This is a genomic window from Desulfoscipio gibsoniae DSM 7213 (assembly GCF_000233715.2).
GTDB lineage: Bacteria > Bacillota > Desulfotomaculia > Desulfotomaculales > Desulfallaceae > Sporotomaculum > Sporotomaculum gibsoniae.
This window is the reverse complement of sequence record NC_021184.1, coordinates 73344-99333: the sequence shown is the minus strand read 5'-3', so window position 1 is coordinate 99333 and position 25990 is coordinate 73344. Positions and strand designations below refer to the sequence as shown.

The 25990-nt window shown below is 48.4% G+C and carries 33 protein-coding genes and 1 other annotated feature; of the genes, 7 read left to right on the top strand and 26 right to left on the bottom strand.

Annotation, left to right across the window (positions count from 1 at the left end):
* Positions 1-110: 110 nt before the first annotated feature.
* Positions 111-683 (top strand): L,D-transpeptidase family protein, encoded by a 573-nt coding sequence (locus tag DESGI_RS00555; RefSeq protein ID WP_006523190.1) that lies wholly within the window; start codon positions 111-113, stop codon positions 681-683.
* 18 nt (positions 684-701) lie between these two features.
* A complete protein-coding gene (locus DESGI_RS00550; RefSeq protein ID WP_006523189.1) occupies positions 702-1421 on the top strand; it encodes a ZIP family metal transporter in 720 nt (239 codons plus the stop codon).
* On the opposite strand, the gene DESGI_RS00545 is transcribed toward DESGI_RS00550, so the two are convergent.
* From DESGI_RS00545 to DESGI_RS00535, 3 genes are read right to left on the bottom strand one after another with little or no spacing between them, the layout of a single operon-like run.
* Positions 1410-1856 carry a DMT family transporter gene (locus tag DESGI_RS00545; protein ID WP_006523188.1) on the bottom strand — a complete coding sequence of 149 codons (447 nt, stop codon included), beginning with the start codon at positions 1854-1856 and terminating at the stop codon, positions 1410-1412. The two genes, DESGI_RS00550 and DESGI_RS00545, sit on opposite strands and share 12 nt — an antisense overlap.
* Before the next feature lie 60 nt (positions 1857-1916).
* Positions 1917-2150, bottom strand: a complete 234-nt coding sequence (locus tag DESGI_RS00540) for a heavy-metal-associated domain-containing protein (protein WP_006523187.1) — start codon at positions 2148-2150, stop codon at positions 1917-1919.
* Positions 2151-2180: 30 nt separating this feature from the next.
* Complete coding sequence (locus tag DESGI_RS00535; RefSeq protein ID WP_006523186.1) at positions 2181-2783, bottom strand: hypothetical protein; 603 nt, start codon at positions 2781-2783, stop codon at positions 2181-2183.
* A 114-nt stretch (positions 2784-2897) separates the two neighbouring features.
* On the opposite strand from DESGI_RS00535, the gene DESGI_RS00530 reads away from it, so the two are divergent.
* Positions 2898-3356 carry a hypothetical protein gene (locus DESGI_RS00530; RefSeq protein ID WP_006523185.1) on the top strand — a complete coding sequence of 153 codons (459 nt, stop codon included), beginning with the start codon at positions 2898-2900 and terminating at the stop codon, positions 3354-3356.
* Between the two features lie 46 nt (positions 3357-3402).
* Here DESGI_RS00530 and DESGI_RS00525 read toward each other — a convergent pair whose 3' ends face one another.
* From DESGI_RS00525 to yabG, 8 genes are all read right to left on the bottom strand, one after another.
* Positions 3403-3663: a hypothetical protein gene (locus DESGI_RS00525; RefSeq protein ID WP_006523184.1), complete on the bottom strand. Its 261-nt coding sequence runs from the start codon at positions 3661-3663 to the stop codon at positions 3403-3405.
* 18 nt (positions 3664-3681) lie between these two features.
* Positions 3682-3978, bottom strand: coding sequence for a YbaB/EbfC family nucleoid-associated protein (locus DESGI_RS00520; protein WP_006523183.1), 297 nt, complete (start codon positions 3976-3978; stop codon positions 3682-3684).
* 243 nt (positions 3979-4221) lie between these two features.
* Positions 4222-5340, bottom strand: coding sequence for a DUF3794 domain-containing protein (locus DESGI_RS00515; RefSeq protein WP_006523182.1), 1119 nt, complete (start codon positions 5338-5340; stop codon positions 4222-4224).
* 29 nt (positions 5341-5369) lie between these two features.
* Positions 5370-6908 carry a DUF3794 and LysM peptidoglycan-binding domain-containing protein gene (locus DESGI_RS00510; RefSeq protein WP_006523181.1) on the bottom strand — a complete coding sequence of 513 codons (1539 nt, stop codon included), beginning with the start codon at positions 6906-6908 and terminating at the stop codon, positions 5370-5372.
* A gap of 199 nt (positions 6909-7107) precedes the next feature.
* Positions 7108-8796 (bottom strand): CAP domain-containing protein, encoded by a 1689-nt coding sequence (locus DESGI_RS22740; RefSeq protein ID WP_006523180.1) that lies wholly within the window; start codon positions 8794-8796, stop codon positions 7108-7110.
* 300 nt (positions 8797-9096) lie between these two features.
* Positions 9097-9489, bottom strand: a complete 393-nt coding sequence (locus tag DESGI_RS00495; protein WP_006523179.1) for a hypothetical protein — start codon at positions 9487-9489, stop codon at positions 9097-9099.
* Between the two features lie 48 nt (positions 9490-9537).
* A complete protein-coding gene (locus DESGI_RS00490; RefSeq protein WP_006523178.1) occupies positions 9538-10539 on the bottom strand; it encodes a chymotrypsin family serine protease in 1002 nt (333 codons plus the stop codon).
* 57 nt (positions 10540-10596) lie between these two features.
* Complete coding sequence (gene yabG, locus DESGI_RS00485; RefSeq protein ID WP_006523177.1) at positions 10597-11472, bottom strand: sporulation peptidase YabG; 876 nt, start codon at positions 11470-11472, stop codon at positions 10597-10599.
* A gap of 210 nt (positions 11473-11682) precedes the next feature.
* Here yabG and DESGI_RS00480 point away from each other — a divergent pair, with 210 nt between their 5' ends.
* Both DESGI_RS00480 and DESGI_RS22735 read left to right on the top strand, forming a co-directional pair.
* Positions 11683-12273, top strand: coding sequence for a glycosyltransferase family 2 protein (locus DESGI_RS00480; RefSeq protein WP_006523176.1), 591 nt, complete (start codon positions 11683-11685; stop codon positions 12271-12273).
* Positions 12188-12469: a hypothetical protein gene (locus DESGI_RS22735; protein ID WP_157872701.1), complete on the top strand. Its 282-nt coding sequence runs from the start codon at positions 12188-12190 to the stop codon at positions 12467-12469. Before DESGI_RS00480 ends, DESGI_RS22735 begins: the two co-directional genes overlap by 86 nt.
* A gap of 11 nt (positions 12470-12480) precedes the next feature.
* Here DESGI_RS22735 and DESGI_RS00475 read toward each other — a convergent pair whose 3' ends face one another.
* The 6 genes from DESGI_RS00475 to metG all read right to left on the bottom strand — a co-directional run bounded on the left by DESGI_RS00475 (position 12481) and on the right by metG (position 18334).
* A complete protein-coding gene (locus DESGI_RS00475) occupies positions 12481-12951 on the bottom strand; it encodes a ribonuclease H-like YkuK family protein (RefSeq protein WP_006523175.1) in 471 nt (156 codons plus the stop codon).
* 14 nt (positions 12952-12965) lie between these two features.
* Entirely contained in the window at positions 12966-13838 is an 873-nt protein-coding gene (gene rsmA / locus DESGI_RS00470; protein ID WP_006523174.1) for a 16S rRNA (adenine(1518)-N(6)/adenine(1519)-N(6))-dimethyltransferase RsmA, read from the bottom strand.
* Between the two features lie 101 nt (positions 13839-13939).
* Positions 13940-14935: a resuscitation-promoting factor gene (locus DESGI_RS00465; RefSeq protein WP_006523173.1), complete on the bottom strand. Its 996-nt coding sequence runs from the start codon at positions 14933-14935 to the stop codon at positions 13940-13942.
* 375 nt (positions 14936-15310) lie between these two features.
* Positions 15311-15856, bottom strand: coding sequence for a cob(I)yrinic acid a,c-diamide adenosyltransferase (cobO, locus tag DESGI_RS00460; protein WP_006523172.1), 546 nt, complete (start codon positions 15854-15856; stop codon positions 15311-15313).
* 97 nt (positions 15857-15953) lie between these two features.
* Positions 15954-16778 (bottom strand): TatD family hydrolase, encoded by an 825-nt coding sequence (locus DESGI_RS00455; RefSeq protein ID WP_006523171.1) that lies wholly within the window; start codon positions 16776-16778, stop codon positions 15954-15956.
* The gene (metG, locus tag DESGI_RS00450; RefSeq protein WP_006523170.1) at positions 16778-18334 is read right to left on the bottom strand and encodes a methionine--tRNA ligase; all 1557 of its coding nucleotides are present in this window, start codon (positions 18332-18334) and stop codon (positions 16778-16780) included. Before metG ends, DESGI_RS00455 begins: the two co-directional genes overlap by 1 nt.
* A 106-nt stretch (positions 18335-18440) precedes the next feature.
* Positions 18441-18693 (bottom strand) — a binding site (T-box leader).
* A gap of 191 nt (positions 18694-18884) precedes the next feature.
* Here metG and DESGI_RS00445 point away from each other — a divergent pair.
* Entirely contained in the window at positions 18885-19151 is a 267-nt protein-coding gene (locus tag DESGI_RS00445; protein ID WP_006523169.1) for an AbrB/MazE/SpoVT family DNA-binding domain-containing protein, read from the top strand.
* A gap of 32 nt (positions 19152-19183) precedes the next feature.
* Here the strand turns inward: DESGI_RS00445 and rsmI are convergent, their stop codons facing one another.
* The 6 genes from rsmI to DESGI_RS00415 form a co-directional block, all read right to left on the bottom strand.
* A complete protein-coding gene (rsmI, locus tag DESGI_RS00440) occupies positions 19184-20044 on the bottom strand; it encodes a 16S rRNA (cytidine(1402)-2'-O)-methyltransferase (protein ID WP_006523168.1) in 861 nt (286 codons plus the stop codon).
* Between the two features lie 6 nt (positions 20045-20050).
* Complete coding sequence (locus DESGI_RS23480; RefSeq protein WP_083939722.1) at positions 20051-20347, bottom strand: initiation control protein YabA; 297 nt, start codon at positions 20345-20347, stop codon at positions 20051-20053.
* Positions 20256-21188: a PSP1 domain-containing protein gene (locus tag DESGI_RS00430; protein ID WP_006523167.1), complete on the bottom strand. Its 933-nt coding sequence runs from the start codon at positions 21186-21188 to the stop codon at positions 20256-20258. The genes DESGI_RS23480 and DESGI_RS00430 overlap by 92 nt, the downstream gene beginning before the upstream one ends.
* A 6-nt stretch (positions 21189-21194) precedes the next feature.
* Positions 21195-22190, bottom strand: a complete 996-nt coding sequence (gene holB, locus DESGI_RS00425; protein ID WP_006523166.1) for a DNA polymerase III subunit delta' — start codon at positions 22188-22190, stop codon at positions 21195-21197.
* Between the two features lie 48 nt (positions 22191-22238).
* Positions 22239-22856: a dTMP kinase gene (gene tmk / locus DESGI_RS00420; protein WP_006523165.1), complete on the bottom strand. Its 618-nt coding sequence runs from the start codon at positions 22854-22856 to the stop codon at positions 22239-22241.
* 81 nt (positions 22857-22937) lie between these two features.
* Entirely contained in the window at positions 22938-24401 is a 1464-nt protein-coding gene (locus DESGI_RS00415) for an aminotransferase class I/II-fold pyridoxal phosphate-dependent enzyme (protein WP_006523164.1), read from the bottom strand.
* A 156-nt stretch (positions 24402-24557) separates the two neighbouring features.
* Between DESGI_RS00415 and DESGI_RS00410 the strand changes: the two genes are divergently transcribed.
* On the top strand, positions 24558-24818 hold the full coding sequence (locus DESGI_RS00410; protein WP_006523163.1) for a hypothetical protein: 261 nt from the start codon (positions 24558-24560) through the stop codon (positions 24816-24818).
* Here the strand turns inward: DESGI_RS00410 and DESGI_RS23475 are convergent.
* The 3 genes from DESGI_RS23475 to DESGI_RS00400 all read right to left on the bottom strand — a co-directional run bounded on the left by DESGI_RS23475 (position 24746) and on the right by DESGI_RS00400 (position 25989).
* Positions 24746-24913: a sigma factor G inhibitor Gin gene (locus DESGI_RS23475; RefSeq protein ID WP_245561174.1), complete on the bottom strand. Its 168-nt coding sequence runs from the start codon at positions 24911-24913 to the stop codon at positions 24746-24748. The genes DESGI_RS00410 and DESGI_RS23475 overlap by 73 nt on opposite strands.
* 246 nt (positions 24914-25159) lie before the next feature.
* Positions 25160-25408 (bottom strand): 4Fe-4S binding protein, encoded by a 249-nt coding sequence (locus DESGI_RS00405; RefSeq protein ID WP_006523162.1) that lies wholly within the window; start codon positions 25406-25408, stop codon positions 25160-25162.
* A gap of 14 nt (positions 25409-25422) precedes the next feature.
* The gene (locus DESGI_RS00400; RefSeq protein WP_006523161.1) at positions 25423-25989 is read right to left on the bottom strand and encodes a 2-oxoacid:ferredoxin oxidoreductase subunit gamma family protein; all 567 of its coding nucleotides are present in this window, start codon (positions 25987-25989) and stop codon (positions 25423-25425) included.
* Position 25990 lies beyond the last annotated feature (1 nt).

The following is a 25990-nucleotide window of genomic DNA, read 5'->3' as shown; positions in this document are numbered from 1 at the left end:
CGGGTGTTGAAAGTTGAAAATCATAGATTTTACAACTTTCAACACCCGGCACCTACCAAAAGTGCAAAGCTTTGAAGGATGGAGCATATACGTAAAAGGAGTGTGGTTATTTGGCGCCTTCCAAACTAGAGGCCGGCAGCCGCTTGTCCATTAATACGGTCATTCGCAAATTATATTATTATAACGGAGAGCGGCTAATTAAAGAATACCCCGTAGCGGTGGGTAAGCCTTCCACTCCCACCCCACCGGGCAATTACAAGGTCAAGAATAAAACAGTCAATCCCGGAGGCGTTCTGGGAACCCGCTGGATGGGACTAACCATCCCCGGCGGTAATTACGGTATTCATGGCAACAACAACCCTTCATCCATCGGGCAGGCCGTATCGCTGGGCTGTATCCGTATGCATAACCACCACGTCGAAGAACTTTTCCCCCAAATACCTATCGGTACCCCGGTGCATATATACAGCCGCTACCAAACAGACGCGGTTCCCGCTTTCAAACCCGCTACCGAAAGCAACAGCGCCGGAGGCGGAAACGGCAAAACATATACAGTTCAGCCCGGTGATACCCTGTGGAAAATAGCACAATCCTTTAATACAACACTGGAAACACTAATTGCCATCAACAATATCACCAATCCCAACCGGATAGCCATAGGGCAAATTATTACCATTCCCTAATATTGTGAAGGTGATTAATTGATTAATATACTAATTCATGCCCTTATCGCCGGACTGGGCACCTGCCTGGGTGCAGCAGTAATAATGCTTTTTGGACAAATGAAGGAATGGATGCTGGCGCTATTACTGGGGCTTGCTTCGGGTGTAATGGCAGCTGTGGTCATGATGGATCTACTGCCTACATCACTGGCCTACGGCAGCCCGGGTATTTGCCTGCTGGGTTTTGCCGGCGGCTTTTTACTGGTAAACGGCCTTGACTTTTTACTTACTAAATTAATGCCCGGCCGCCATACCAGTCAGGTTTACTTGCGTATGGGTTATTTAATTGCTCTGGGCATCGCTATGCATGATCTGCCCGAAGGTATCGCCATAGCCGCGGGTTACTCGGCTTCGGCACAACTGGGGCCAATGCTGGCCCTGGCCATTGGACTGCACAATATACCGGAGGGCATGGCCACCGCGGCCCCTTTAAGGGCCAGCGGCATGGGCGGCGGCCGGGTAATTACCCTCAATGCCTTAATTAGCCTGGTCACCCCTCTGGGCACATTGCTGGGTTTATTTATACTGCAAGCTTCACCTGCTATTAATGCACTGCTTTTAGCCCTTGCCGCCGGTGCCATGATATTCATCGTAACTGAAAAGCTGGTACCTGCCTCAATGGGCAATCACGGCATTTTTGCCCTGTGCGGTATGGCTATTGGCTTTTGTTTTATGCTCCGGATAAACTCACTTTTTTAATAGCAAAAAGGCGCCCGAGGCCATTAAAGCGGTACCGGCCACCCGGTACCAGGTAAAGGGCACTCTTTCCAGGCCAAACATCCCCAAATGATCTACGAGGCAGGCCATCAGCACCTGACCCACAATAATAGCGGTGGTAGCCACCGCCACCCCTAGAACGGGAATGGAGCGCACCACTAAATATACAATAACCACACCCAGTATACCGCCAAGATACGTATACCAGGGCGCTTCAGCATAGCGGTGCCAGTCACCGTCACCCATGCGGAACACAAACAACAGCAAAAAAATTACCAATAAACCCACCAAATGCACTATGAAAGTGGTCTCCAATAGACCGATTATCTTACCTAAAGCAGCGTTAAGCGAGCCCTGCAGTGCCATGGCCACCCCTGATGCAGCGGCGATCAGCAATGCCAACAGCTTAGCACTCATGTACATCCCTGCCTTATTATTGGTTGCTTTAATGTAAAAAGCGGGCCCCGTAAAGCCCGCTTAATAGCGTACATATGGCGAATAGCCCAGGGAATTCAGGGTCCGGCGCAAGTATTCACCACTTATAACCGCCGGGTCGTAATCAACGGTCACCGCGCCTTCATTTAATTCAACTTGTACATGCTCCACCCCGTCCACCTGGATTAAATTATGTTCAATTTCTCGACCGCCATCCGCGTCGTGCAATCCACCCACCCAAACCGTTTCTCGGACAGTTCTGTCGTTATCGCCCAAACAATCACCCCCGGTTATCCTTTATGTCTATCATGTCCCAAATTTCCATTTCAATACTTCACCGGGCTTGGGTGGCCGTTCCTTTTTTTCCCCCGCGGCATCAATCCCGGCGCTGGCCGCGCCAGTGGTGGGGGTTTTATATTTTTCATCCAGATTTATCTCCCGCTGCACGGGCTGCGACTTAGTAGATCCATTTCCAGCGCCCTTCACCTGGTCAGGTGATGAACCGGACGGCTGGCCGGCCCCCATGCCCAGTAAGGGGCCCAGGAGGCCAAATAGCGCGGAAAGGTCAGGTGCAGCCCCCTTGCTTTGGCCGCCTCCCAGGCCGCCACTCAACAGGCTCAGTAATGCCGCCGGGTTAAAGGATCCCTGCCCACTGCCGCTCCCGCCCTTACCCATACCGGAAGCCATCAAAGCCATAAGCGGTCCCAGTAACGCTTCTATATTTCCAAGACCGGTACCTGTCCCGGTAGGTGCGGCGCAGCTTTCCTCCCGGCGGTTTAAAACATTAACCATGCCCATCAGGTTAAGCAAACTGAGCATTATTAAAATACTATCATCATCTACTTTGTGCTTTGACTGATAATCCAATATTTTTGCCAAAATCTCCTCAATTTTATGGTTTTCATCCACTTTCCAACACCCCTCTTACTGCTTTAAATTACCATAAAGCAACGTCTTTACCGAACATTTGCATAGTCTATTTCATAGTCTAACTATAAAATATTAAACGAAAGGAGAATTTCTTTGACCCGCTCAAATTTAAACCCTTGGGAAATGATTCCCTTATTCATTGTTTTGGCCTTGGGGGGGCAAAACCTGGAGCCATGGTTACGCCGGTTAATTGAAATGATTGATGGTACCCAAAACACCGTTCAAGAAATGCAAAGGGGTATAAATGCACTGCACAATGCCGTTTATCAATTAACAGTGTCCCCTGGCAATAATACACCCCGGGAACAACCCGGGGCCGAGTTTAATAATCATTCACCGGCGGATGATCTGCCGCTGGTGGATCAGCCCCATTTCCCAAACGATAAGGAGCCTGATTCAAAACCCGCACTGGATCAACCCAATGAGTCATCAATTTCACTGGATACCCATGACACACCACCATCGTACAACAGTGATATAACCACTACAACAGTAATAGAACCTACCCCGGCAGTGCTGCCTGCCGAAATATCAACCACAAACAAACAATAGCTTTTAACGACAAGCTGACCAAGGGCGGCCTACCGGCAGCCCTTTTTTATTTGGCTACACCATCAGCTTGCCCTCTGACCTTGGGACCGCCAAACATACCCAAAAAAGGCACCATTTCCTGAGGCGACGGAGACCGGCGGGCGCCGTTCCCCTTTGCACCACCGGTGACCCGCACCTCAAGCAAATTAATAATACCCATTAGATTGGTGAGGCCCATGAACAATAAAAATTGATCATTATCAAGATTGTGCTTACCCTTTATTTCCAACAATTCAGCCATTCTTTTTTCCAAATCAGCACCGGGCATGATATGATACCACCTCTATCAAATCAAACCCGGCACAGTAGGGATGGCCAGGCCGCCCGTTAATTTGGATAATTGCTCGCGCACCATTTTTTTGGATTCCCGCATACCCTCATTAAAAGCTTCGGTGGTCAACTGGGCCAACCGGGCCGGGTCCTGAACCGATTCAGGCTTAAAGTGCAGCTGCACCACCTCCTGGTTGCCATTCATCACTATCTGCACCGCTCCTTCACCGGCGCTTACTTTAACCGTCATTTTTTTCAATTGTTCCTGCAGTTCTTGCACTAGCGGCATGAAATTACCCATATTGTTCATCATTGATTTTTCCCCCTTCGTTTTCAAGCTCTTAACAAATATATGCCTGGAAAGTTAAAATAGTTAAATTAACTAATAACAATAAATTCCTGTAGAGCGGCCTGCTGTACCGTAAAAAGCCGTTGCAATATACTACCTGACAAATATGCACCCGCTTTTACAACCGCCTGATTAAGAAAAAAGAGATGGTCTTAAACCATCCCTTCGGCAGCTTATATGCCTTCTAATAAACTTGTTGATTAATAATTAGCCCTGGTAAAACTGTTCAAAATAACGGTTTTGCACCCGCATGCACTCAAGTTTGACATTGTCAATTACCACGGCACTGGTGTTTAGCGAATTCGGTTCAAAGCTAAACCTTACCAGCGCTTCCCGGGCCTCCTCAGGAGCAACGGCGTTGAGACATAAGTTAGTGAATGATTGATCAGCTATGTTTCCGGCATTCCAGGTTTTGGTTTCGCCGGTAACCATATTGCCGTAAAGATCATAGAAAAGCAGTTCCGCCGTTAAGTTAAAGGAAGCCGTCCCCCCTAAAACCTCTCTGAAACCGGGAATTTCCATTGCATCAAAGCACAGCCGGTATTCCCCGGTGGGTACAATATTGTTGTTGTTGGCACCTTGCCGGTTAATGGTCTGGAACAGTGAAGCCGGCTCATTGGGGATATTACCCATTAAAGCACCATTATTATAGCGCAATACGTTGCTGGCACCCCAGAAAACCGGGGCAGTATTGGTGCCCCAGGCCTCAAAGCTGCCGTCTTTAACCAGGTTAACGCCCCGGACGCACTTGCGGTCCAGCTGCGGGCATACCTGCACGAAAATTTGTCTTTCCTCAACCACTTTAACCTGGAAAATCATCACCCCGGTCTGGTGCAGCCGGGACCCCCGCCTTAAGTCCCAGCGCATATCGATTTTTTTATGGTGCAGCTGGACGAATACATCATCCTCATCCACCACGGGCTGGGGCACATCCAGGGTCACATCGTCGGCAAAAGGAATATCTTCGCCCACGTGCTTGACGTGATCATCTTTATCCACATAAAAAATTTGCTTGTGCAGTGTGCCGCTGACCAGCACCTTTTTCACCACGGGCTGGCGGTGCTTCACCCAATGCCAGCCAAAGCGCTCCCAGCCCTCTTCTTCAATGACACTGACCCACCGATCACCGTTTTCGTGAACGAATACCGGCCGGGCTTCAAAATCAAGCAGCCGGGCATCAATATGGTCAATTTTCTGGGCCAGCTCGGGCAGAGCGGCTACGTTGTCGACAATCACCTGCACTTCTTCTTCCGCCAGAACCACCGGAACTTTTATTTTTACACATAAAACGTTATCGGGCTCACTATAAAAATATTGTATGGCCATATCACAACCTCCTTCGATAATTTTTTTTATTAACCCTTGGCCCCGCAGGGTATTTTAATGACCTGACCAACTTGTAAATTATTGGGGTTTATCCCCGGGTTTTCAGCCAGTATCCTATTCACGGTGGTACTGTAGCGCTGGGCCAACTGGAAAAGCCTATCACCGGACTTGATGGTGTAATCGATTACCTGACCAACGGGACACTCTTCGTCTTTCACAACATCAGCACACACAGACCGGCGCATCGTTTCGGTAACCCGTACCCTGACTTTGATAACCGCCTCAATATTGACATCACACCCCATGGTCGCCTCGGCATTGATATATTCCACCACAGGCTTGACAACTACATCCATACCTTCGACAGCACCTTTAATTTCCACAAAAGTGCGGAAATTAAGCCGCTGGTGCATAGCATGCACAGCTTGATCGGGCTTGGCGGAGACGTAAACAATCTTTACATCTACATAACCCTTAGTTATTACCTTATTTTTAATAATTTTCTTTTCAGTTACTTTAATTTCGTCTATGGATACATTTAGCACCTTTTCGGGACAAGGTTTAGGATCGGGAGTTTCAAAAGTTTCCCGTACCACCACCTGCGAAGAATCTTCGCCAATAATATGCTCAACATTAAGCTCTACGGTTTCCACTGTGTTGCCTGTGCATTCGGTAACTACCCGGACCTCCCTGGGTTCTGTAACCCGGGCATCCAGCCTTATCACACAACTCGCGCTGAAAAATGGGTCACCTTTAATCTCTACATCACAATCTTCCACCACAGCGTCCACAACCACATCCATTTCCGGGTCGGCCCCGGGCACCTCAACAAAATCAGTAAACTTGATGGTTTTGTGCATATTATGCACGGACTGTTCCGGCACTGCGCCTACGTACATAATCTGCAAGGTTAATTCGCCGTCGATGATCACCTTGTCTGCCACAATGCGAGCATCTGTAACCATAGCAGTGGCATCAACATCCAGCACCTTTTTAGGCTCGGGTTTTTCGTCGGGTTCATCAAACTCTTCACTGACAATCACCTGAGCAGATTCCCGGCCCACTACATCATCAATGTGAATAACGTCGTAGCTGGCATGCATATTATCCGGTACTTCGGTAAGCACCTCGACCTCCCGGGTTTCGGTCACCTTGGCCGATACATCCAGTACCGCTATTACATCAAACTGCCGAACATCCTTGCTGCTGGGATTAAGTTTAACATCTTCAACAAAGACATCCACTCTTACGTCCATGTCGGGCAGTGCACCCGGCAAATCAACGTAGGCGGTAAAAGGGACCTGCGCGTGCATATGGTGTACAGATTGATCCTTTTCAAAGGCCACGTATACAATTTGCAAAGTAAGTGTTCCTTCGACCACTACTTTATCAGGTAAAAGTCTGGTCTTTTTAACGCTGGCCGTCTTATCAATGGAGATAATCTGATCCACGTCCGGTTTGGGGTCTGGTATCATAAATGTCCCGCGCACCACGGTTTGCTTGGAATTTTCGCTGACCACTTGGCTTACGGTAATAGTCTCCTTAACCGCTGTCTGGGCAGCAACCATACAATCTCCTCCTTTCATGCGAGTTCTATAATAATATATGAGGGACTGTCTAAAATGTGCAGACAATATTATCAAACTATGCAAAAAGGGAAAAAAAGAAGGACTCATTTAGTCCTTCCTTTTTTCTTTCGCTACGCTTTGGAGACAGTGCAGCAGTCCCCAAGGCTTTGCTAACTATTCAATTGCACTGTATTACTAATCACGGCTGAATAAACATTTGCACGAACATTTTGCCGTAAGGTCCACCATTTACAATACCTATGCCCACCTCGGTGAAATTGGTGTTTAAGATATTTTTTCTGTGCCCCGAGGAATTCATCAGATTTTCGTGGGCCATTGCCACTGTAGGGGCACCGGCCAGGTTTTCACCGGCGTAACTGTACCGGATGCCGAACTGCTTCATCATATCAAAGGGTGACCCATAGGTCGGTGAGGTATGGCTGAAGTAATTTTTGTTAATCATATCCTGGGCCTTCAACCGGGCCAGCTTGACCAGTTCATTATTGACCTTGAGCGGAGCCGTCCCGTTTTTGGCTCTCTCTTGATTAATTAGTTGGAACATTTTCTGTTCATCAGACGTCAAACTATTAACATCGGAACCGTTACCGGGCTGTGGTGCCGGATTGGGCTCCGGGTTGGGAGCGGGCTCAGGCTGTGGCGCAGGCTCCGGTTGCGGCGCAGGCGCGGGTTCAGGCTTTGGAGCCGGGCTGGTGTTGCGCTGTCCCCCGGTGAATATCTGTACAAAATATTTTTGGTAGCCCTTACTTTGCACAGCAATACCCACGCGGTCATAATTAGCGTTTAATATATTGGCCCGGTGGCCGCTGGAATTCATCAAGCCATTGTGAGCCTGCTGCACCGATGGGGCCATAGCCAGGTTCTCACCGGCGTAAGTATATTTGATACCGGCATGCTGCAGCATATCAAAGGGTGAGCCGTAGGTCGGTGAAGTATGGCTGAAATAGTTTTTTTCCACCATATCCGCGGCCTTCAAACGGGCCTGCTGCTGCAGTGCGGCATCAAACTGCAACGGGCTTAAGCCTTGCCGGGTTCTTTCCTGGTTAACCAGGTTGAACATCTGCTGTTCATCAGCCGACATACCGGAAACAGGCTGGGGTTCAGGCTCAGGTGCCGGTTTAGTATCCTGACCGGGCTTTACACCAGTTTGTTCGTCAGCTCCGCTACCTTCTTCGTCGTTACCCGTTTTGGTTTCTTCATCCGGGTTCTGCTGGATTTGCTCCTCTTCATCAATAAAGATTTCCACCACGTAGCAGTAACTGCCTGCCGGCACCACCGCCACGCCAATCCGGTCAAAGTCGGAATTTAAAACGCGATTTTTTAAGGTACTGTACCGCATAAATAAGGCATGGGCTGCCTCGGCGCTGGTGGCCCGGACCAGGTTTTCACCAACCGACCGGTACTCTACCTTGGCCTCGTTTAACATATCTTCAACTGTACCGTAAATGGGGGAGCTGGATCCCAGGTACTTTTTCTCCGCCATATCCTTTGCCTTCAATCGAGCCAGTACGGTCAGCATATTGTCCGCTGCCAGCGGTTCCAGGCCGGCTTTGCTCCGCTCATTATTAATCAGCTTAAACAATTGGTTAGCTTCAGCCGATAATTCGGACCCTTCGATGCCTCCCACGACCAAAGGCATACTAAGGGTGACATCGCCCAAGCCGGCAGACTGTTTAACGGTTTGCCCTGTCACCGCATGGTCATCCGTGACCACCATTTCACCATTAGGCAAATCTTGTGTCACTATTAAGTCGTTACCGGCTTTTTCCACTGGATTGTCGGCTGCCCAAACGGGCCCGGCCAGCAATGAAAACGCCAATAATACCGCCATCAAGGGAATCATAGCTAGCCATTTGTTCCATGTTTGCAACTTATTTACTCTCCCCTTTCCTGTTATGCCTTTTTTTGCAAAGCACATCCACAACTGCTCCAAGTGTGCCTGTCCAATGTATGGATGGCTGACATTAATGATACCAATATGAGACAAGCATAGCAATTTGGGTAAATTAAGGCGATCCCCTATAAATTAGGTTAAATTAATAGTTTATGGTTTGAGGGTTTTATTGGCTTAAAATAGCTGTTAAATGGTACTTAATGGTGCCGGGTGTTGAAAGGTTGAAAGATTTATAATCTTTCAACCTTTCAACACCCGGCACCAAAGAATTACATTCTACCCCGGTGAATAGAGCACTGCGCCCACACCTTCCGTCAAGGCCAGGCACATCACCTGGCCATCCGGAGCGTCAAAGAAGCAGGTTAAAATAAAAAGTTTGTTTTTTAAGCCTTTTTTAAAACGCTGCAGCATTAACTCATCCAAATTGCATAGTGTCTCCAAAGCCATGCCGGAACCCCTCAATATTAACGTATAAAGCCCATCCGTTTGCTTTAAAAAACTGATACTGCAGTGCGGGTTACCTTTTTTCCCCCGGGCTAGTTTATCAATTAACCGTAAGTAGCTCTCCGCTACTTTGAGGGCGTCTTCCTTGCTGGGTAAGCGGGGGCCAATAGCCGGAATATCATTAAAAAATGTGAGGGCTACATCGCTGGTCTGGTAAACTTTCACGTATCAAACCTCCTCCGGCAGCGTAGACTTTTAGCCCCCGTCCGGCAACTAAAATTCTATTTCCAACAGATTAAGTACATTTTGAATGCGGTTAAAGATGCAATGCGTATCAGAACCTGCAAATAAAAGACCCACAGCTTTGTTTTCTTTACCTATGATCAGCGAGCCACTATCACCCGGTTGACACATAACATCCGCCACCACCTGGTCACTGAACCAGCCTGATTCATCATCAGAAAGGCTCACCTTTAAAGTCACTCCCATAGCGGTAACCAAGCCAGAGGTAACCCCTGTGGTCCGACCGCTCTTTTGCACCCACATTCCTTCCCGGGCTTCCTCCACCCCGGTCACCGCGCCCAACTCTACCAGTTCTTCGCCAATCAAACCGGTTTTTATTGGCCGGGCTACGGCACAGTCCACTATATTTGTGGAACGACTGTATTTATAAAAGCGCATTTCATATGCCGGACGTATTAGCCTAATAAACCGGTTACCAATGCCGGCCACACCCACCGCCACCGGGCATTCGGAGGGCTGGGCAGTTCTAATCAATGGAATAAACCTAATTAATTCGGCTATTTTGTCACTTGCCTTTCCACCGTCATAGGGTCCCGGTTGCAAAATAGCATCGCCCACACTGGCCCGGCCATCGCTGCCGTTTGTCCCGTTGGCCAGTATATGGTTGTTAGATAAAATCAACTTTTCTCCGGTATTTTTATCTCTAACCACGGCACCAAAAGTACCGGCACTGATTTTATAATGACCAACACTACTGCCGGGAAGGGCAGGACGCATTTTCATAACCCTATCCAATAACCTCACCCGGCCGATTTCAATAACATCGGTTTCCAAACCGTCTATCTTTGGTGGTAATTTTTGGCTGCGCTGCAAATTAGCTGCAGGTACTTTTTTTTCCACAAAAATAATAATCGCCGGTTTATTAGTTTGGGTAAGGCCCACCTGCTTATATCCCACTCCTACACCAACAACATTGGGCATTTTTAAAATGCGCCTCTGTACTTTATCAAGGACGCGATAATGCCTTTCCATAGCCACACCTCCTTTTCTGATGCCATTTTATGCATGCCGGTGAAAAAGGGTTACCGATTAATAGGGGGAGCGGGGCACCCCCATACGATATTTGCCCCTGGTTTCCATGCCCCCAATGCCATCAAAACCGGTAATTGTACCGGCAATGATATCTTGCAAGCTTATGGGATCATAAATGGATGTATAAGCAATTTTTTCTATGACAAACACTGGGTCAAAGGCATGTATCAACACACGTTGGGGAGAACTGGCAAAATTAGCTCCAGCCTCAAGCAATGACTCATAATGGGATTGACAAGCCCCGGCAAAGATGACTAAATCATCACGACTTTTTTCATAGCGACGGGCTTCTCGCACAGCCGCTACAAAATGGCCGGAGTTATAGTAATTATTGATATTTGAAAAATCCTTAGTACCTTTTGTAAATCCATCATGTCCGGTAAGCACCAATAAATCAGGCCGGTGCTCCGACAACAAATCATATACTTTTTGCGCCTGCTGGTTTTCTGGAATGTTAAGACCTTCAGCTGGAATTTGTAATTGCCGGTAAGTGGTCATACACAAATCAAGATACTCACCATCACCGTCGATGTGCAATACTCGCCCCGGCACATCAAAGCTATCCAATTCCCCTGGATTAGTGCTAGGCACCGAACGCATCAATGTCCTTTCACGATCCTGCTGCCGACGCGTAAAAACTCTGCGCATGGCCTCGTGGTTTTTGCTCATGGTCATCCTCCAGTAATCCGCCAATTTACCTGGTTCAATTTTTACCAAATCTGCAAGGGGCGCATTGGCACAAAGCCTCATGTCCAGGCCATTTAAGCGAGCCATTTGGTTGCCGCCACCTTCTGCGGCAATTTCAATTACCTTGAAATAAATATCCATACCGTATGACTTTCGCCCTACTACATCACCAACTTTTATATCCAATCAGCAACCCCCCATTGTTTTTTCTACATCTTATGAATTAGCAGGGTAAAGGTGTGAAATAATATAAAAATAAAAGTATGCCACCCTATGGTCAAGAAACTTTTACCATAGGGTGGCATACTTTAAATTAACATTGGTGCATGAACATGAATAATTCCATGTAAACGCCCGGGACAGTATATTTAGCGGCATGAAAAGGAGGGGCTACCCGTGTTTATTGCAGTAATACCCGCTAAAAACGAAGCAAAAAGCCTGGCAAAAGTAATTGCCAATTTACCTGTTAACCAACTGGAATGTATTATCCCTGTGCTAAATGGTTGTACCGACAATTCACTGGACGTTTTGGAAAGCATAAACTGCCCTCTTCTGGCACCATTGTGGTATGCAGAACCTCTGGGTATAGATGTTCCCCGTGCGGTAGGGGCAGTGGAAGCTGTCCGGCTGGATGCTGACGGGATATTATTTATTGATGGCGACATGTTCGGGGCAAATGAAGAACTGTTAGCCAAGTTGGTGTTGGCTGTCCGAAACCAGGGACTGGACCTGGCTTTGACCAATTGTTACCCAACTTATGCACAGTACAGTATTACGCCCCCCCGCGGCCCGCTTACTCAAAGTACGGGAAGAACTCAACCGCCACTTAAATCTTTTCCATATCATCGGCACCGCTACGCCCTCCCACGGACCACATGCCGTTTCCCGCAGGCTGCTGCGGTTGGCAGACCCGGCGGATTTTGCCGTACCTCCCCTGCTGCTGGCCAAAGCCGCCCGGGCCGGCCTGCGCGTCGGTGTGGCCGCTGAGACAAGCCACATGTACCTTGGTTCACCCCTGAGGGGTTCCCATCATACCGATAAAATTACAGAGACCATTATCGGTGATTGCCTGTCCGCTATGTACGCCAAAGACGGCCAAATCGGTAATCGTATACTGGGCGGGCTGGAATATATCGGCTACCACCAGGAACGCCGGTGGGACTTGATCGAGAGCAACCCTTAATATTTCTATTTTTACTTGGTATGCTTGTCGGCGACAGAGGAGGCACCGTAGGCATCGGGTTTGATTTTAGCCTGAAAGCCACTGCCAACGACCATCCCCACTACTTCTTTAATCAAATCGCGGGTTTCACCCTGGTTACCCACATCAATATGCACTTCTACCGGCATTTCAGCATAACCGCTTTCGGAAAAATATTCCGTTATTTTTCCGCCCAATTCTAAGCTGAGGGCTGTTTCGTAAAATATTTTTTGACGCAGGCTTTTTATCTTGCGCTGCGTTTTCTTTCGGTAATAGTATCTGGCCCCCTTACCCAGGCGGTGTACCACAACGGCGGTTACAAAACAGGTTTCGTCCCTGACCATGGAATCAGTACCGATAATAATTTTGTATGATGAACTGGGCAGACCTCTAATATAGTTAATAATGTCATCCATCATTTCAATAAATGACAATTTCCCCTTGGAAGGACTGGTAAAAAACAATTAGTCCATCTCCTTTAATATTGCCTGCATTGAAAATAGATATCAGCCAAACGAGCAAACTCATACAAATTCAATGTCTCACCACGGCGCATCGGGTCAATTTCAGCCTGTCGCAAAACATTAAGCCACTTATCTCTTGGAAAGTCTCTATCTAAACTGGTTAATGCATTAAGCAATGTTTTGCGCCTCTGTTGAAAAGCCGCCCTGACCAGGGCAAAATAAATTTTCTCACTTTTAACACAAACCGCCGGGCTTTCCCTTACTGTCATACTTACCACTGCCGAATCCACTTCCGGGCGCGGCAGAAACACGGTCCGGGGCACCTTGAAAGCCATTTCCACCTTTGCGTAATAGTTGGCGGCCACGGTAAGCGCCCCGTAATCCTTGGTATTTGGTAGGGCGGTAAGCCGCCTGGCTACCTCCTCCTGCACCATAACAACAATTTTTCGGGCGTAAGAACACTCTTCCAATAAGTGCATAATTAAGGGGGTGGTTATATAATACGGCAAGTTAGCAACCACCTTGTATCCACATGCAGGGTCTCCGATTGCGTCTTGCACCAACCGGTCAAAATCAGTTTTTAATGCGTCGGCTTCCACCAGCGTAACATTATCCAGCTCACCCAACGTTTCCGCCAACAATGGGAACACGGTGCGGTCAATTTCCACAGCTAAAACCTGACGGGCTTTTTGTGCCAATCTACAGGTAAGCGCGCCAATCCCCGGACCAATTTCCACCACTATATCATGATTATTCAATGCGGCAGCATTCAATATCTTATTTATTATATTTCCATCAATAAGGAAATTCTGTCCTAATTTTTTTTTGATTCTAAATTGGTGACGCTGCAATAAATCCCTTACCGTACTGGGTGATACGGGATCCATTATATATACCTCCGTACTACGCAAATTTTTATTAATCATATTACATATATCATACCAAGTTTAAACAAAAAATAAAAACGAGAGGCATTGCCTCTCATTATTTACTCAAGTAAATATACTTTCACCGAACGTCTTCCCCAGCTCGTAGCCTGACTATGGCTTTCCATAAAAACATCGATACGATTTCCTTTGATTGCCGAGCCCTTATCCATCGCTCTGCCGTAACCATATCCTTCCACATACAACCGGCTACCCATGGGAATTACCGATGGATCAACTGCCACAACCCCCACATGGGGACTAATCCCGCTAGCTGTATTATTTCCCGTATAAGTATAAGCTGTAGCCACCATGTCATAAGCTCGGGAGAACCTGATGTCATTGCCCCCCCTGGTAACGGTCTGCATGGTGCCCACCCTGACTACCTGATCCACAGGTTCTTGCAACATAGTACTGGCTAATAGTCGCTTTTCCATCTCTTTATCGTTTTTATAAACTATTTCCCAAATCCTTTTTTCCAAACCTTCACTACCGCTTTTGATTACCCGGACAATCCCCCTGAATAACGTAGCGTCATTTTCTCGCTTTATCTCGTAAGGAATTGGCACTTCCTCTTCAATTACCCGGGTGGTAATTCGATCCACTTGGATACAAACTTCTTTATCAAAACGAGTGCCAAGGGCCGGAGTAACTATATCCCGCTCCCCGAGCACCACACCTTCTTCATTGAGCACCTCACCAACCGTCTCGGCCGAGCTGAGCACCTGGTACTGCTCATTGCCCACCTGCAACTTAACCGATACAGCCCTGCGCACGTTTACCGTCATGCCGTCATCCAGGGCAGTAGCCGGGTCTGGAGACACTCTATCTTTGGCGGCCAAAACAATGCCGTTTTCCTGCAAAAGCCCTTGTACATCATTATGAAATGTATGCACCCGTCGTTGTTTACCATCCACCAGCAAATTAACTTCCTTCTTAGCACCCTGGTAAGCTGAAATGATGGCCACCACCAACAGAATTATAGCCAGCAAAGCCGCCGCAACCCTGCCATTAAAGAAGTTGTCGGTTGTAGTACACTCCGCCGCACTTTTGTCCAAACTAATAACTATCCCTCCCTCGGAAAATACAAAACACTCTTTACCGGCATGGCCCCAAGATAAACACCTGTTCTGTAAAAATCCCAAGTTTTTAATATACTATGCTATTACAGTTTAATTAGTTAAAATGTTGGAAGGCTATCTTCGGTAACACTTGGCTTATATATATTCGCCACATAATGCCTTTTTCCTGCCGTGCTGGTAAATTGCAAAACACGCCACCAGTATTGCTTTATTTCTACGCTACCTGTCCCGGTATTTATTACTTTACCATTTTTTACAATACTTGAAAAGCCTCCCAGTTAAATTATTACAAAAAAAACAGCCGCCATATAGCAGCTGTTAAAACATGCCTATATTAAATAACCCGCCGCATTAAAACTCAATACCTTTTTGGGCCGGAATACCAGCAACAAAGGGATGTTTTACTTCCCGCATCTCGGTTACCAGATCAGCCATTTCAGCCACTTCGTCGGACACATTGCGCCCGGTAAGCACCAGATGCAGGTGGGGAGGCTTACTGCGGATAATATCCAGAACATCCCTTTTATCCACCAACCCATAATGCACAGCGTAATTTATTTCATCCAGGACAACCATATCGGCCGCCCCCTCCAGTATAACTTGTTGGGCTTCTTTCAACGCTTTTTGGGCAGCAGTGCGGTGCAACTCCAAACCCTCGTCATTAGAGCCTTTGATGAAACCTTCCCCCATCTGCTGCATAACAAACCTTGGACCTAATTTTTCCGCTGCCTTAAGTTCACCGTATTTCCAACCGCCCTTGATAAACTGCAGAATCAAAACCTTCATGCCCTGCCCCCAGGCCCGCAGCGCCATACCCAGCGCCGCGGTGGTTTTGCCCTTGCCGTTTCCTGTAAAAACCAGTGTTAACCCCCTGGTAACATCTAATGCTTTTTCCAATAAATCAGCCCCCTTATCTGGTATATGCTTGATTAGTATAAATCCATATACATAAATTCTATAAGCACGTTCGGTGCTTTTAGAAACTAAGCTAACCTTACTCCACATTGAACAGCTTTTTGGCGTTATCAGTGGTGATCCAAGCCAGCTCATCCAGCGGCATGTCCCGTAACATAGCAATGTGCTCAGCCACATATCTGACATAAGCAGGCTCATTGCGCCGCCCTCTAAATGGCTCCGGGGCTAAAAATGGGCAGTCAGTTTCTATAAGCAGGCGATCTGCCGGCACCCGCATGGCAATTTCCTTTAGCTTGGGGGCTTTTTTAAAGGTCACCGGCCCGGCCAGGGAAATATAAAAACCCATCCCCAAAGCCTGTTGAGCTATTTCCCAACTGCCGCTAAAGCAATGCATTACTCCCCCGGCCGGGCTGATACCATCTCGGCGCAAAATATCCAGTAAATCTCCGAAAGCATCACGCACATGAATGATCACCGGCATACCCAGCTCCCGCACCAGGGCCAGCTGCTCCCGAAAAACCCGTTGCTGCACCGGACGCGGTGAAAGATCCCTGTAGTAATCAAGACCTATTTCACCCAGCGCAGCCACCCGGGGGTGGCGGGCCAGGTCAGTCAACCGGGTCAGATAATCCGGTGCAACATCCTCGGCATCATGCGGGTGCACCCCCACCGCGGCTGTAACTCCAGAGCGGTTCTCAGCCATAGACAATGCCTTTTCCGATGAAAGTACATCATAACCCACGCACAGCACACGGGTGACTTTGGCCTGGGCCATACGATCAAACACCTGTTCAAGATCAGCGGTAAATTGTTCATCGTAAAGGTGGGCGTGGGTGTCAAACAGTTCACCAACCAACCCCCGCCCAGCCTCTGTCCGTTGATTTTGACCTGTCTGCAAATCCATTATGCTTCCCCCAAAGTAGCCGGATCAATACGCGGGAACAGCGGTTCTCCGCGCTTGAGCACCGTTCCGTCCGGCAGCTTACCCCACTGCAGAGACTCCCAGGTGTGCAGGTGTGGCTGTCCCTCAATGCCCAATAGGGGCCAGGCACGCCCGGGCAGGCCCGGCATATAAGGGGTTGCCATAACTGTAGCAAAACGCAATGCTTCGGCCACATTGTACAGCACAGTGTTTAAGCGGTCCTGCTTGGCCGGATCCTTGGCCAGCGCCCAGGGTGCTGTTTCTTCCAAGTACTTGTTGGCCCGGCCTACCAAGCGCAGTATAGCTGCCAAAGCATTGGAAATTTCCCGTCGCTCCATAAAATCTATCACTTCGGACGGGGTAGTTCGGGCCAATTCCAGCAATTCGTTATCCGGCCCCTCGGGCGCATCCGGTGTTTCAAGGCGTCCTTTAAAATATTTATTGGCCATGGCACAGGTACGGTTGAACAAATTGCCAAAATCATTGGCCAGGTCGACATTGATACGGTGCACCAGCGCCTCCTCCGAATAAATAACGTCCGCGCCCAGGGGCATTTCCCGCAGCAGGTAATAACGTATGGCATCCACCCCATACTTGTCGATAAGCACCAGAGGGTCCACCACATTGCCTTTGGACTTGCTCATCTTACCACTGTCCAGCAGCACCCAACCATGCCCCACTACTTGCTTGGGCAAAGGTAATTCCAAAGCCATGAGTATAATGGGCCAGATAATGGTGTGAAAACGAACGATATCTTTTCCCACCAGATGGATATCAGCCGGCCAGAATTTTTGGTACAGAGCATCGTTTTCCTCACCATACCCCAGCGCGGAAATATAGTTGGTCAGGGCATCAACCCAAACGTAAATAACATGTTTATCATCAAAAGGCACGGTAATACCCCAGTCAAAGGTAGTACGGGATACGCAAAGGTCTTCAAGGCCGCTTTTAATAAAGCTGACCATTTCATTGCGCCGTGAAGCAGGCTGGATAAAGTCGGGGTTATCCTCAATATATTTGAGCATGCGATCAGCATACTTGGACATTTTAAAGAAATAGCTTTCTTCCTCCAGCGGCTCGACAGAGCGACCGCAGTCGGGACAGTTGCCGTTTTCCAGACGCGCCTCTGTCCACAGTGTTTCGCAGGGTGTACAGTACCAACCCTTGTAGCTGGCCTTATAAATATCACCCTGATTGTATAATTTTTGAAAAACCTTTTGCACCACTTTTTTGTGCCTACCCTCAGTGGTGCGGATAAAATCATCGTAATCGATGTTCAAACTACTCCATAGCTGCTTAAAACCCGCTACAATTTTATCCACGTATTCAATCGGCGTCTCACCCCGCTCCCGGGCCGAGCGTTCAATTTTCTGACCATGCTCGTCAGAACCCGTTAAAAACCGGACATCATATCCGGTTAACTTTTTAAATCTAGCCATAGCATCGGCCGCCACGGTGGTATAAGCGTGTCCTATATGCAAGTTGTCGCTGGGATAGTAAATTGGTGTGGTTATGTAAAAAGTTTTCTTTGGTTCCATACTTTTTCCTCCTGACACTGTTATAATTTGCAATTAAAATCATGTACCGTTATTTACTTAATGGCGTCTCGTATACTACCATAAAATAAATAACGCCCCCGGTTTACCCAGGGGCGAAAATGTTATCCCGCGTTACCACCCTATTTTACCTTCTCTTGTCAGAAAAGGCCTCATTAAGGTACGGGGAACTTGTTTCCCGATACCCCAAGCTTGATAACGGCGCTTAACCCGGTACGGCCTACTGAAATTCAGCCGACAGCTCCGGAGCCATGTTCAATACGGTTTCCCCGGTGGGCTCACACCTTCCCCACTCGCTGGGCGGTTCTCCCGTATTTACTCCTCTCCATCATGACCTGTATCGACATAATGATTTTAAAGTAATGATGTCTATCTTGTCAAGTTTTCCCTAAAACAAGATTTTTTATACAAAAAAAGCCAAGTTTTTATAAAAAAAATGTTGACTTTTACTGCCATCATTGGTACCATTTACTTGTGTATTAAAATCATTTTATGTCGAATTCATGCATTGCAATTGAGGGGAGGGAAAGATTTGAAATCAACAGGTATTGTCAGAAAAGTGGACGAGCTGGGCCGCGTGGTAATTCCCATCGAATTACGTCGCACACTTGGCATTGATGAAAAAGATGCCCTGGAAATCTACGTTGATGCCGAAAAAATAATTTTAAAGAAATACGAGCCTGCTTGTGTGTTCTGCGGCAACGCTGCCGATGTGCAACACTATAAGGGCAAACTTGTCTGCAGAAATTGCGCCCTGGCCATGTTTGAAAATGTAAAAGAAGAAGTTAAAGCCATGTAAAAAAATTGGATACATAAGCACAGTACATGGCTTTATGTGGTCTTATTTATTTTATTGTATAGTTCCCGCCGGGGGATATTCCTCAGGCGGGCTACTATTTTTATAGCCTTGCTGGGCGGCACACCTTCTTCCTGCAGCAAACGCACATATGCCTCCGGCGATAAAGCTAAACTGCCATCCATAACCGGTTCTTGCTCCCCTCCGGCGGGACATCCTTCAATAACCAGTACCAATTCCCCCCGAAGCGACTGGCTGTCAAACTTCTCTTGCATTTGTTTTAGAGTGCCGCGTTGTACATCTTCATACAGCTTGGTCAATTCCCGGGCCACGCATACCCGCCGGTCACCTAAAGTATCCGCCAGCTCACCCAATGTTTTCGGTAACCGGTGGGGAGACTCATACAATACGATGGTTCTGAATTCCCGGGCCAGTTCAGTCATACGACGGCGCCGCTCCTTGTTTTTGGCAGGTAAAAAACCTTCGAACACGAACCTGGCCAGCGGCAGGCCGGATACAGTCAGCGCGGCCAGCAAAGCACTGGATCCCGGTATCGGCGTCACCCGGATACCTCTTTCTAAAGCCTCCTTCACCAACTCTTCCCCCGGGTCGGATACACCCGGCGTACCGGCGTCACTTACCAATGCCACATTTTGACCTCTAGCTAGTTGCTCTACAATATATTTGCCTTTCGATTGCCGGTTATGCTCATGATAGCTGGTCAGAGCAGTATGAATACCGTAGTGACTGAACAGCTTGCGGGTATGGCGGGTGTCTTCAGCCGCCACCAGATCCACCTCTCTCAACACCTTAAGTGCCCTCAAGGTAATATCCTCTAAATTGCCGATAGGTGTGGCGCAAAGGTATAAAACGCCTTTACCTTCATCTGACTGCATCAACTGTCACCCCTGTTCACGGTGCAGAAAGGCGGCGCAAAATAGGCACTCGCTATCCCGTATCTGACCAAAATAAATATTACATACATGAAAACCCTGGTTGTAAAGATTAGCCAGGTTCTGTCGTCCCGTAACCTTATTGGGCGTATCAATATAGCCGGTCCCATCATTATTCTGAACATCATACATCATGATCAATTGCTGCCGGAGCTTAGCATTTTCTGCTTCGAGCACTTCGACAACATTTTTCAAGTTTTTGATTTCGGATAACAGGTCCTGAGCCCTGGCCTCCAGCGCCTTCATTTTTAACGTTAGGGGCTTCACCATGATCACCTTCCACGGATTCCACTTCAATTGCACTGCAGGGATACTCTTTGATCAGCTTACTCTCCCGCAGCTCCACATTAACTGTTCGCTTTAAAATATTAATGCCGCTCACCCTGCCATCACCATCCGGAGTGGTTACCCTTTTACCGAGTTCCGGGAAACCTTCCTTGGCCTGCTCATAAACTTCGTTTTCAAATTTCAGGCAGCACATTAAGCGGCCGCATATACCCGAAATCTTTGTGGGATTAAGTGATAGGTTTTGCTCCTTGGCCATCCGAATGGATACCGAAGCAAAGTCAGCCAGCCAGGTGGCACAACATAATTCCCTGCCACAGCAGCCCAGTCCACCCATCATTTTAGCCTCATCCCGCACACCAATTTGGCGTAGTTCAATGCGGGTCCGGAAAACCGCAGCCAGATCCTTGACCAGTTCCCGGAAATCTATACGACCATCGGCAGTAAAATAAAAAATAATTTTATTACCGTCAAAAGTTTGTTCCACATCCACCAGTTTCATGGGCAGCCCGTGGACTTCAATCTTTTCCTGGCAGATCTCCATTGCCCTGGTTTCTTTCTCCCGGTTGGCCTGCAGCTGATCCAAATCATCATCATTAGCCCGGCGCAGTACCATCTTCAAGGCACCTACCAGTTCCTCCTCGGACACTTCCCGGGGCCCGGTCACCACGGTTCCATATTCAACCCCCCTGGATGTTTCCACAATAACCCCATCGTTTATTGATAAATGCAGCTCTCCGGGATCAAAGTAATATATTTTACCAGCCGCTTTAAAACGTATCCCTACTACAGTATACGGCAATATCCACTACCCCCGATCATTGTCCCCCAGGCCGGCAATTTTAAATAGCAAAGAATCCAGCACCAGGCGCTGATTAACATTGCTTGCCAAACGACCCGATGCTTTTTCCGCCGTTACCAGTATATCCATTACTTCCGGTTTTGCATAAGCACCGGCCAATTCGACAATATATGAATGCCGGTCCACATTGATTACAAGCTCTGTGGAACCGGTTATTTGCCAAATTAACACATCCCTAAAAAAAAGAATCACATAATTGATAAACCCCGCCAGGTTTTCCCGCTCAGCCAATTCCTCCACTGGAGCAAATACACTGCCCGGCCTTTCCCGGACTACCCGCATCAATAGCTCCAGCATGGCACCACGCTTATCCGACCCGTTAAGCATCGCCAGAGCCCGGCCCGGACATCCCCCGCACAACGTTGCCGCCACCCGGGCGCTATCGTCATCATACCCCGCATCTGTGCCTGTATTAGCCAATACCTGCAGCACTTCCTCCCCGGACAGAAAGCCAAAGCGATATTGCTGGCAGCGGGACATAACTGTGGGCAACATCCCGGACAAGTCATCGGTAATCAGTATAAATACCACCCCTGATGGGGGTTCCTCCAATATTTTTAAAAAACAATTAGCCGCCGCTAAACTCATCTTCTCGGCCTGCTCTACCAAAAAAACCTGCCTGCCCGTACCAAAGGCGGTAAAGGCAGCCCCGTCCTGCATAGCTCGCAACTGATGAATTTTTATGGAAGCACCTTCCGGACGGATAATGTGCAAATCGGGATGCACACCTCGCTCCGAGATGGTACAGTCATCACATTCCCCGCAGGCATCCCCCTTGCCCCGCTGGCACAATAACGCCCGGGCAAAGGCAAGACCGGCGGTTTTTTTACCAACTCCCGGCGGCCCGCCAAAAAGATAAGCATGGTTGACCCGTCCGGTCAGGGCATTTTTTAGACGCTTTTTAACTTGTTCGTGGCCTACCACGTCCCTTAACACCGGCATCAACTCTACCCCCAAACAAACAGCCATTAAAATTTATTAGTGTATAACTTATAATTCACCTAATGCCTCAATAATTTTCCGGTGAACCTCTTCCACCGTCCCATCCCCCCGTATCACCTGAAAAATATCAGGCCGCCTGGCGGCCTGGTCCAGGTAGCCCTCCCGCACCCGCCGGAAAAAAACGTGCTTTTCACCTTCCAGGCGATCCGGAGAACGCTGTCCCATCACCCGGCGCATGCCTTCCGGCACGGCTATATCCAACAACACCACCGCATCCGGCAGTAAACCGCCGGTGGCCAGCTCATTTAGCTGCAGCAGCAGCGCCATGTCCATACCCCGCCCCCACCCCTGGTAGGCCAGGGTGGAATATACAAACCTGTCACAGAGCACCGTAATTCCCCTGTCTAAAGCAGGCCTTATTATTTCATAAACATGTTGGGCCCGGTCCGCCGCGTAAAGAATCGCCTCGGTACGGTGGTTTATATCATGGCAGGCAGGGTCTAAAAGAAGGTTCCGCAACCTACCCCCAATCCGGGTCCCTCCCGGTTCCCGGGTACACAGTACCGGCATACCCTTCCTTTTAAAGAAACCGGCCAGCAGCTCCATCTGGGTGGTCTTACCCGCCCCGTCAATACCTTCAAATACAATAAATTTACCCGCTAGCAATTGTTAAACTCCCCTTACGTTGCAGCATTAACCAAGGATTTTAAACTTGCTTATCTATGCAACTGTATCAAAACCAGTAGCTTATATATCTACCACCCGCATCGTTGTAAGCGTAGGATCTGCAGCACCCTGAATGTGCAAACCGATTTCCCGCACCTGTAATAAGTATTCTATGACCTCCGGGGTAATTTCCTCCCCGGGATATATTACCGCAATACCTGGCGGATAAACCGCGATTATTTCCGCGCCCACTAATCCCCTGGCTTCCTCCAGTGCCACCTTTTTTTGCCCCGCCAGCCAGGCCTGGCGCGGTGTCATAGCCTGTAGCGGCAGTGGCGGGCCAGCCGGGGGCAGCCCATTACAGTTTCGGCCAACAGTTTGCCCGGCCCCCACAGACCGGCTAATTTCAGTTAAGGCACTCACCAACGCCAGCACATCTGACCGGCCCGCACCCAGGGACAATACTATCACCAGGTTATTGGTATCAGACATTTCTATATATATACCATGGGCAGCGGCCAGCTCACGGGCTGCCGCATACCCGCCAATCCCCAATCCCTGTACCGAAATCACCAAGCGAGTTGGATCATAATCCACAGCACCTGGTACCAACAAGTGCTCTTTACCCAGCACTGCCAGGCCAGGTATTTGGTTTATTTTATCTGCCGCCTCCTCGGCAAGAGCCAATAAAAGATCCAACCTGGACTGTCCTTGTAAAGCAAGCTGCCGTCTGGCCGCATCAAGCGAGGCCATTAAAATATATGAAGGGCTGCTGGTCTGGAGTAAGCGCAACGCATCAGCCACCCTTTCCCGTGCTATACGGTCACTGCCCAGGTGCAACCAGGAGGCCTGGGTAAGCGCCCCCCCCGTCTTATGCACACTCTGTACCACTGCATCAGCACCCAGGGACAATGCATCAGCAGGCAGGTCGGGGTGCAAGCAAAGGTGCGTGCCATGGGCTTCATCCACCAGTAAAGGCACCCCGTGCCGCCGGCATACCTTGTCCACCCCGGCCAGATCACCAACCACCCCGTAATAGCAGGGATGAACGGCTAGCACAGCCCCTGCGCCGGGGTTTTGCCGCAGAGCAATATCCAGCTTGTCCGGCAAAAATCCAGCGGCAAAGTCAAACCCGGGCACAATAACCGGATCTATAAAAACCGGGCGGGCTCCACTGAACAGCAATCCGCCCAGCACCGACCGGTGCACGTTGCGCGGCAACACCAGAGCCTTATCTTCACTGCAAGTGGCTGCAATCAAGGCCTGCAGGCCCACCGTAGTACCATTCACTAAAAAAAAAGTACACCGGGCGTTATAAAGCTCTGCAGCGCTTTGCTGAGCTGCAGCTATCACACCTGCGGGGTTGTGCAAATCATCCAACCCCGCCAGCTCAGTAACATCCCATCCCGGCAGATTACCCCACCTTATAGCTGCGGGCAACCCCGGGCCGCCGCCATGGCCGGGAACATGAAAACGCACGACGTGATTACGATCATATTTACGCAATGCCTCTACCAAAGGGGTATGCTCCTGGTTGATTGACAATGGATCTCTCCTCAAATCTTTTGTTAACATTTTATTTTATCATATTGTTAACCAACGGACCAGAAATCAACCTTTTTTAACCCTCAATTTACATTTCATTCACCTCATAAAGATGTCAGCGGCGGCCAAAATAAAATTAAGGATTATGAAAGGAGTGTGAAGGCAATAAAAATCAATACTGAAAAACTTTCCCAAAAATATCGCACCAATGTGCCCGGCCTGATAAGGGCCTGGAAAAAAGGCACCTCTGACCTGGAAATCTCATATCGCACCGGTATTAATTTAGCCACCCTTAGCCAGATCAGATGCGATTTGGAATTGGCCCACCGCCGGGACAGGTTGGCTCAAAAACAAGCATCATCAGAAGGTGAACAATTACCCGTCAAACACCATATTCTTTTAAGCCCGTTTCTGTAATAATCATAATTAACGCTGTCCAAGGTTAAACAACAAATTTTCGCTTCGCAATCCGGACAAATATAGTATCCCCGAATATAGATACCCTGTTCCATAGTCCTCTCAGATCCACAAAAAAAGCAAACACAGCCGTTCATAACATCACCCTTATTAGTATATGTTATTGAACCGCTGCCGGTCCCTTGGGATTACCATCCATTTTCATTCATAGTACCATAAGCAATATTAATTAACGCAGTTAAAACACATTTAATAATAAATTATCCTGCCACACTAAAAAAGCTGCGGGACAAAAGACATCCCGCAGCTTGGCTTGTACAAACTTATTTTAATTTTTTTCCTTATTGTTCCTTCTTTTTCTCCACTGCTATGGCACAATCCGGGCAGAAATTCTGGCAGATGCCGCATGCAATACACTCATCGTTTATCTCCACCGAAGGCGTACCATATACCCCCAGTACATCAGACCAGCTCATGCACTTTTTGGGACACTTTTGAATACACAGGCCGCATCCCTTGCAAAGCCCGGGGAACAATGTCCAAAAACCTTTTTCCACTTCCAGGGTACGCCCCTTGAAGGTTTGAGCCATTTAAAATACCCCCCTTACAATATGCTGGCCACCAATTCCATGCCGCGTTCAATGGCCCGGAAATTCATTTCCCGGAGCTTGGGATTCTTTTCGAATTTATAGCCCAGCTTTTTCTCCACGGCCGCCTTGGCGTCCTCTACTGCCACCACCTCGGTGGCCTTCAGCACCGCACCCATGATAATTATATTAAACACCCGGGGATGCAGTTCCTTCTTGGACACCTCGATAGCTGGAATACCCAGTACCTTTTTAGCGTTCTTGGGTAGATCATCTTCAATATCTTCAATACCGGAATCGTAAACAAATATAGTCTCGGGCCCCGCATACTGCTTGGTGCGGCGAACAGCCCGGTCACTAAGTGCTATTACAATATCACCGATTTGAAACTTGGGCGCTCCAATAGCTTCATCGCCAATCTGCAAGTAAGCTACTGAAACACCACCCCGCTGCTCAACGCCGAAATTGGGTATATACAGCGCCTCGCGCCCTTCTTCGTTGGCCGCCTCGGCGATAATTTCCGCCACCGACTGTACTCCCTGGCCACCTTCGCCGGCCAGGATAATTTTTACCGGCTTAGCCATT

Bases quoted from the DNA above. Each gene is read 5' to 3' on its own strand.
- DESGI_RS23480 (WP_083939722.1), bottom strand. From the start codon at position 20,347: ATGAAGGCGCTGGAGGCCAGGGCTCAGGACCTGTTATCCGAAATCAAA.
- DESGI_RS23475 (WP_245561174.1), bottom strand. From the start codon at position 24,913: ATGGAACAGGGTATCTATATTCGGGGATACTATATTTGTCCGGATTGC.
- rsmI (WP_006523168.1), bottom strand. From the start codon at position 20,044: ATGCAGTCAGATGAAGGTAAAGGCGTTTTATACCTTTGCGCCACACCT.
- rsmA (WP_006523174.1), bottom strand. From the start codon at position 13,838: ATGGATCCCGTATCACCCAGTACGGTAAGGGATTTATTGCAGCGTCAC.
- DESGI_RS00510 (WP_006523181.1), bottom strand. From the start codon at position 6,908: ATGGTTGCTGCCCAGACAGCGGTTAAGGAGACTATTACCGTAAGCCAA.
- DESGI_RS00545 (WP_006523188.1), bottom strand. From the start codon at position 1,856: ATGAGTGCTAAGCTGTTGGCATTGCTGATCGCCGCTGCATCAGGGGTG.
- DESGI_RS00490 (WP_006523178.1), bottom strand. From the start codon at position 10,539: ATGGAAAGGCATTATCGCGTCCTTGATAAAGTACAGAGGCGCATTTTA.
- DESGI_RS00515 (WP_006523182.1), bottom strand. From the start codon at position 5,340: ATGGCCATACAATATTTTTATAGTGAGCCCGATAACGTTTTATGTGTA.
- DESGI_RS00405 (WP_006523162.1), bottom strand. From the start codon at position 25,408: ATGGCTCAAACCTTCAAGGGGCGTACCCTGGAAGTGGAAAAAGGTTTT.
- holB (WP_006523166.1), bottom strand. From the start codon at position 22,190: ATGCCGGTGTTAAGGGACGTGGTAGGCCACGAACAAGTTAAAAAGCGT.
- DESGI_RS00525 (WP_006523184.1), bottom strand. From the start codon at position 3,663: ATGCCCGGTGCTGATTTGGAAAAAAGAATGGCTGAATTGTTGGAAATA.
- DESGI_RS00455 (WP_006523171.1), bottom strand. From the start codon at position 16,778: ATGGATTTGCAGACAGGTCAAAATCAACGGACAGAGGCTGGGCGGGGG.
- DESGI_RS00400 (WP_006523161.1), bottom strand. From the start codon at position 25,989: ATGGCTAAGCCGGTAAAAATTATCCTGGCCGGCGAAGGTGGCCAGGGA.
- metG (WP_006523170.1), bottom strand. From the start codon at position 18,334: ATGGAACCAAAGAAAACTTTTTACATAACCACACCAATTTACTATCCC.
- DESGI_RS00520 (WP_006523183.1), bottom strand. From the start codon at position 3,978: ATGATGAACAATATGGGTAATTTCATGCCGCTAGTGCAAGAACTGCAG.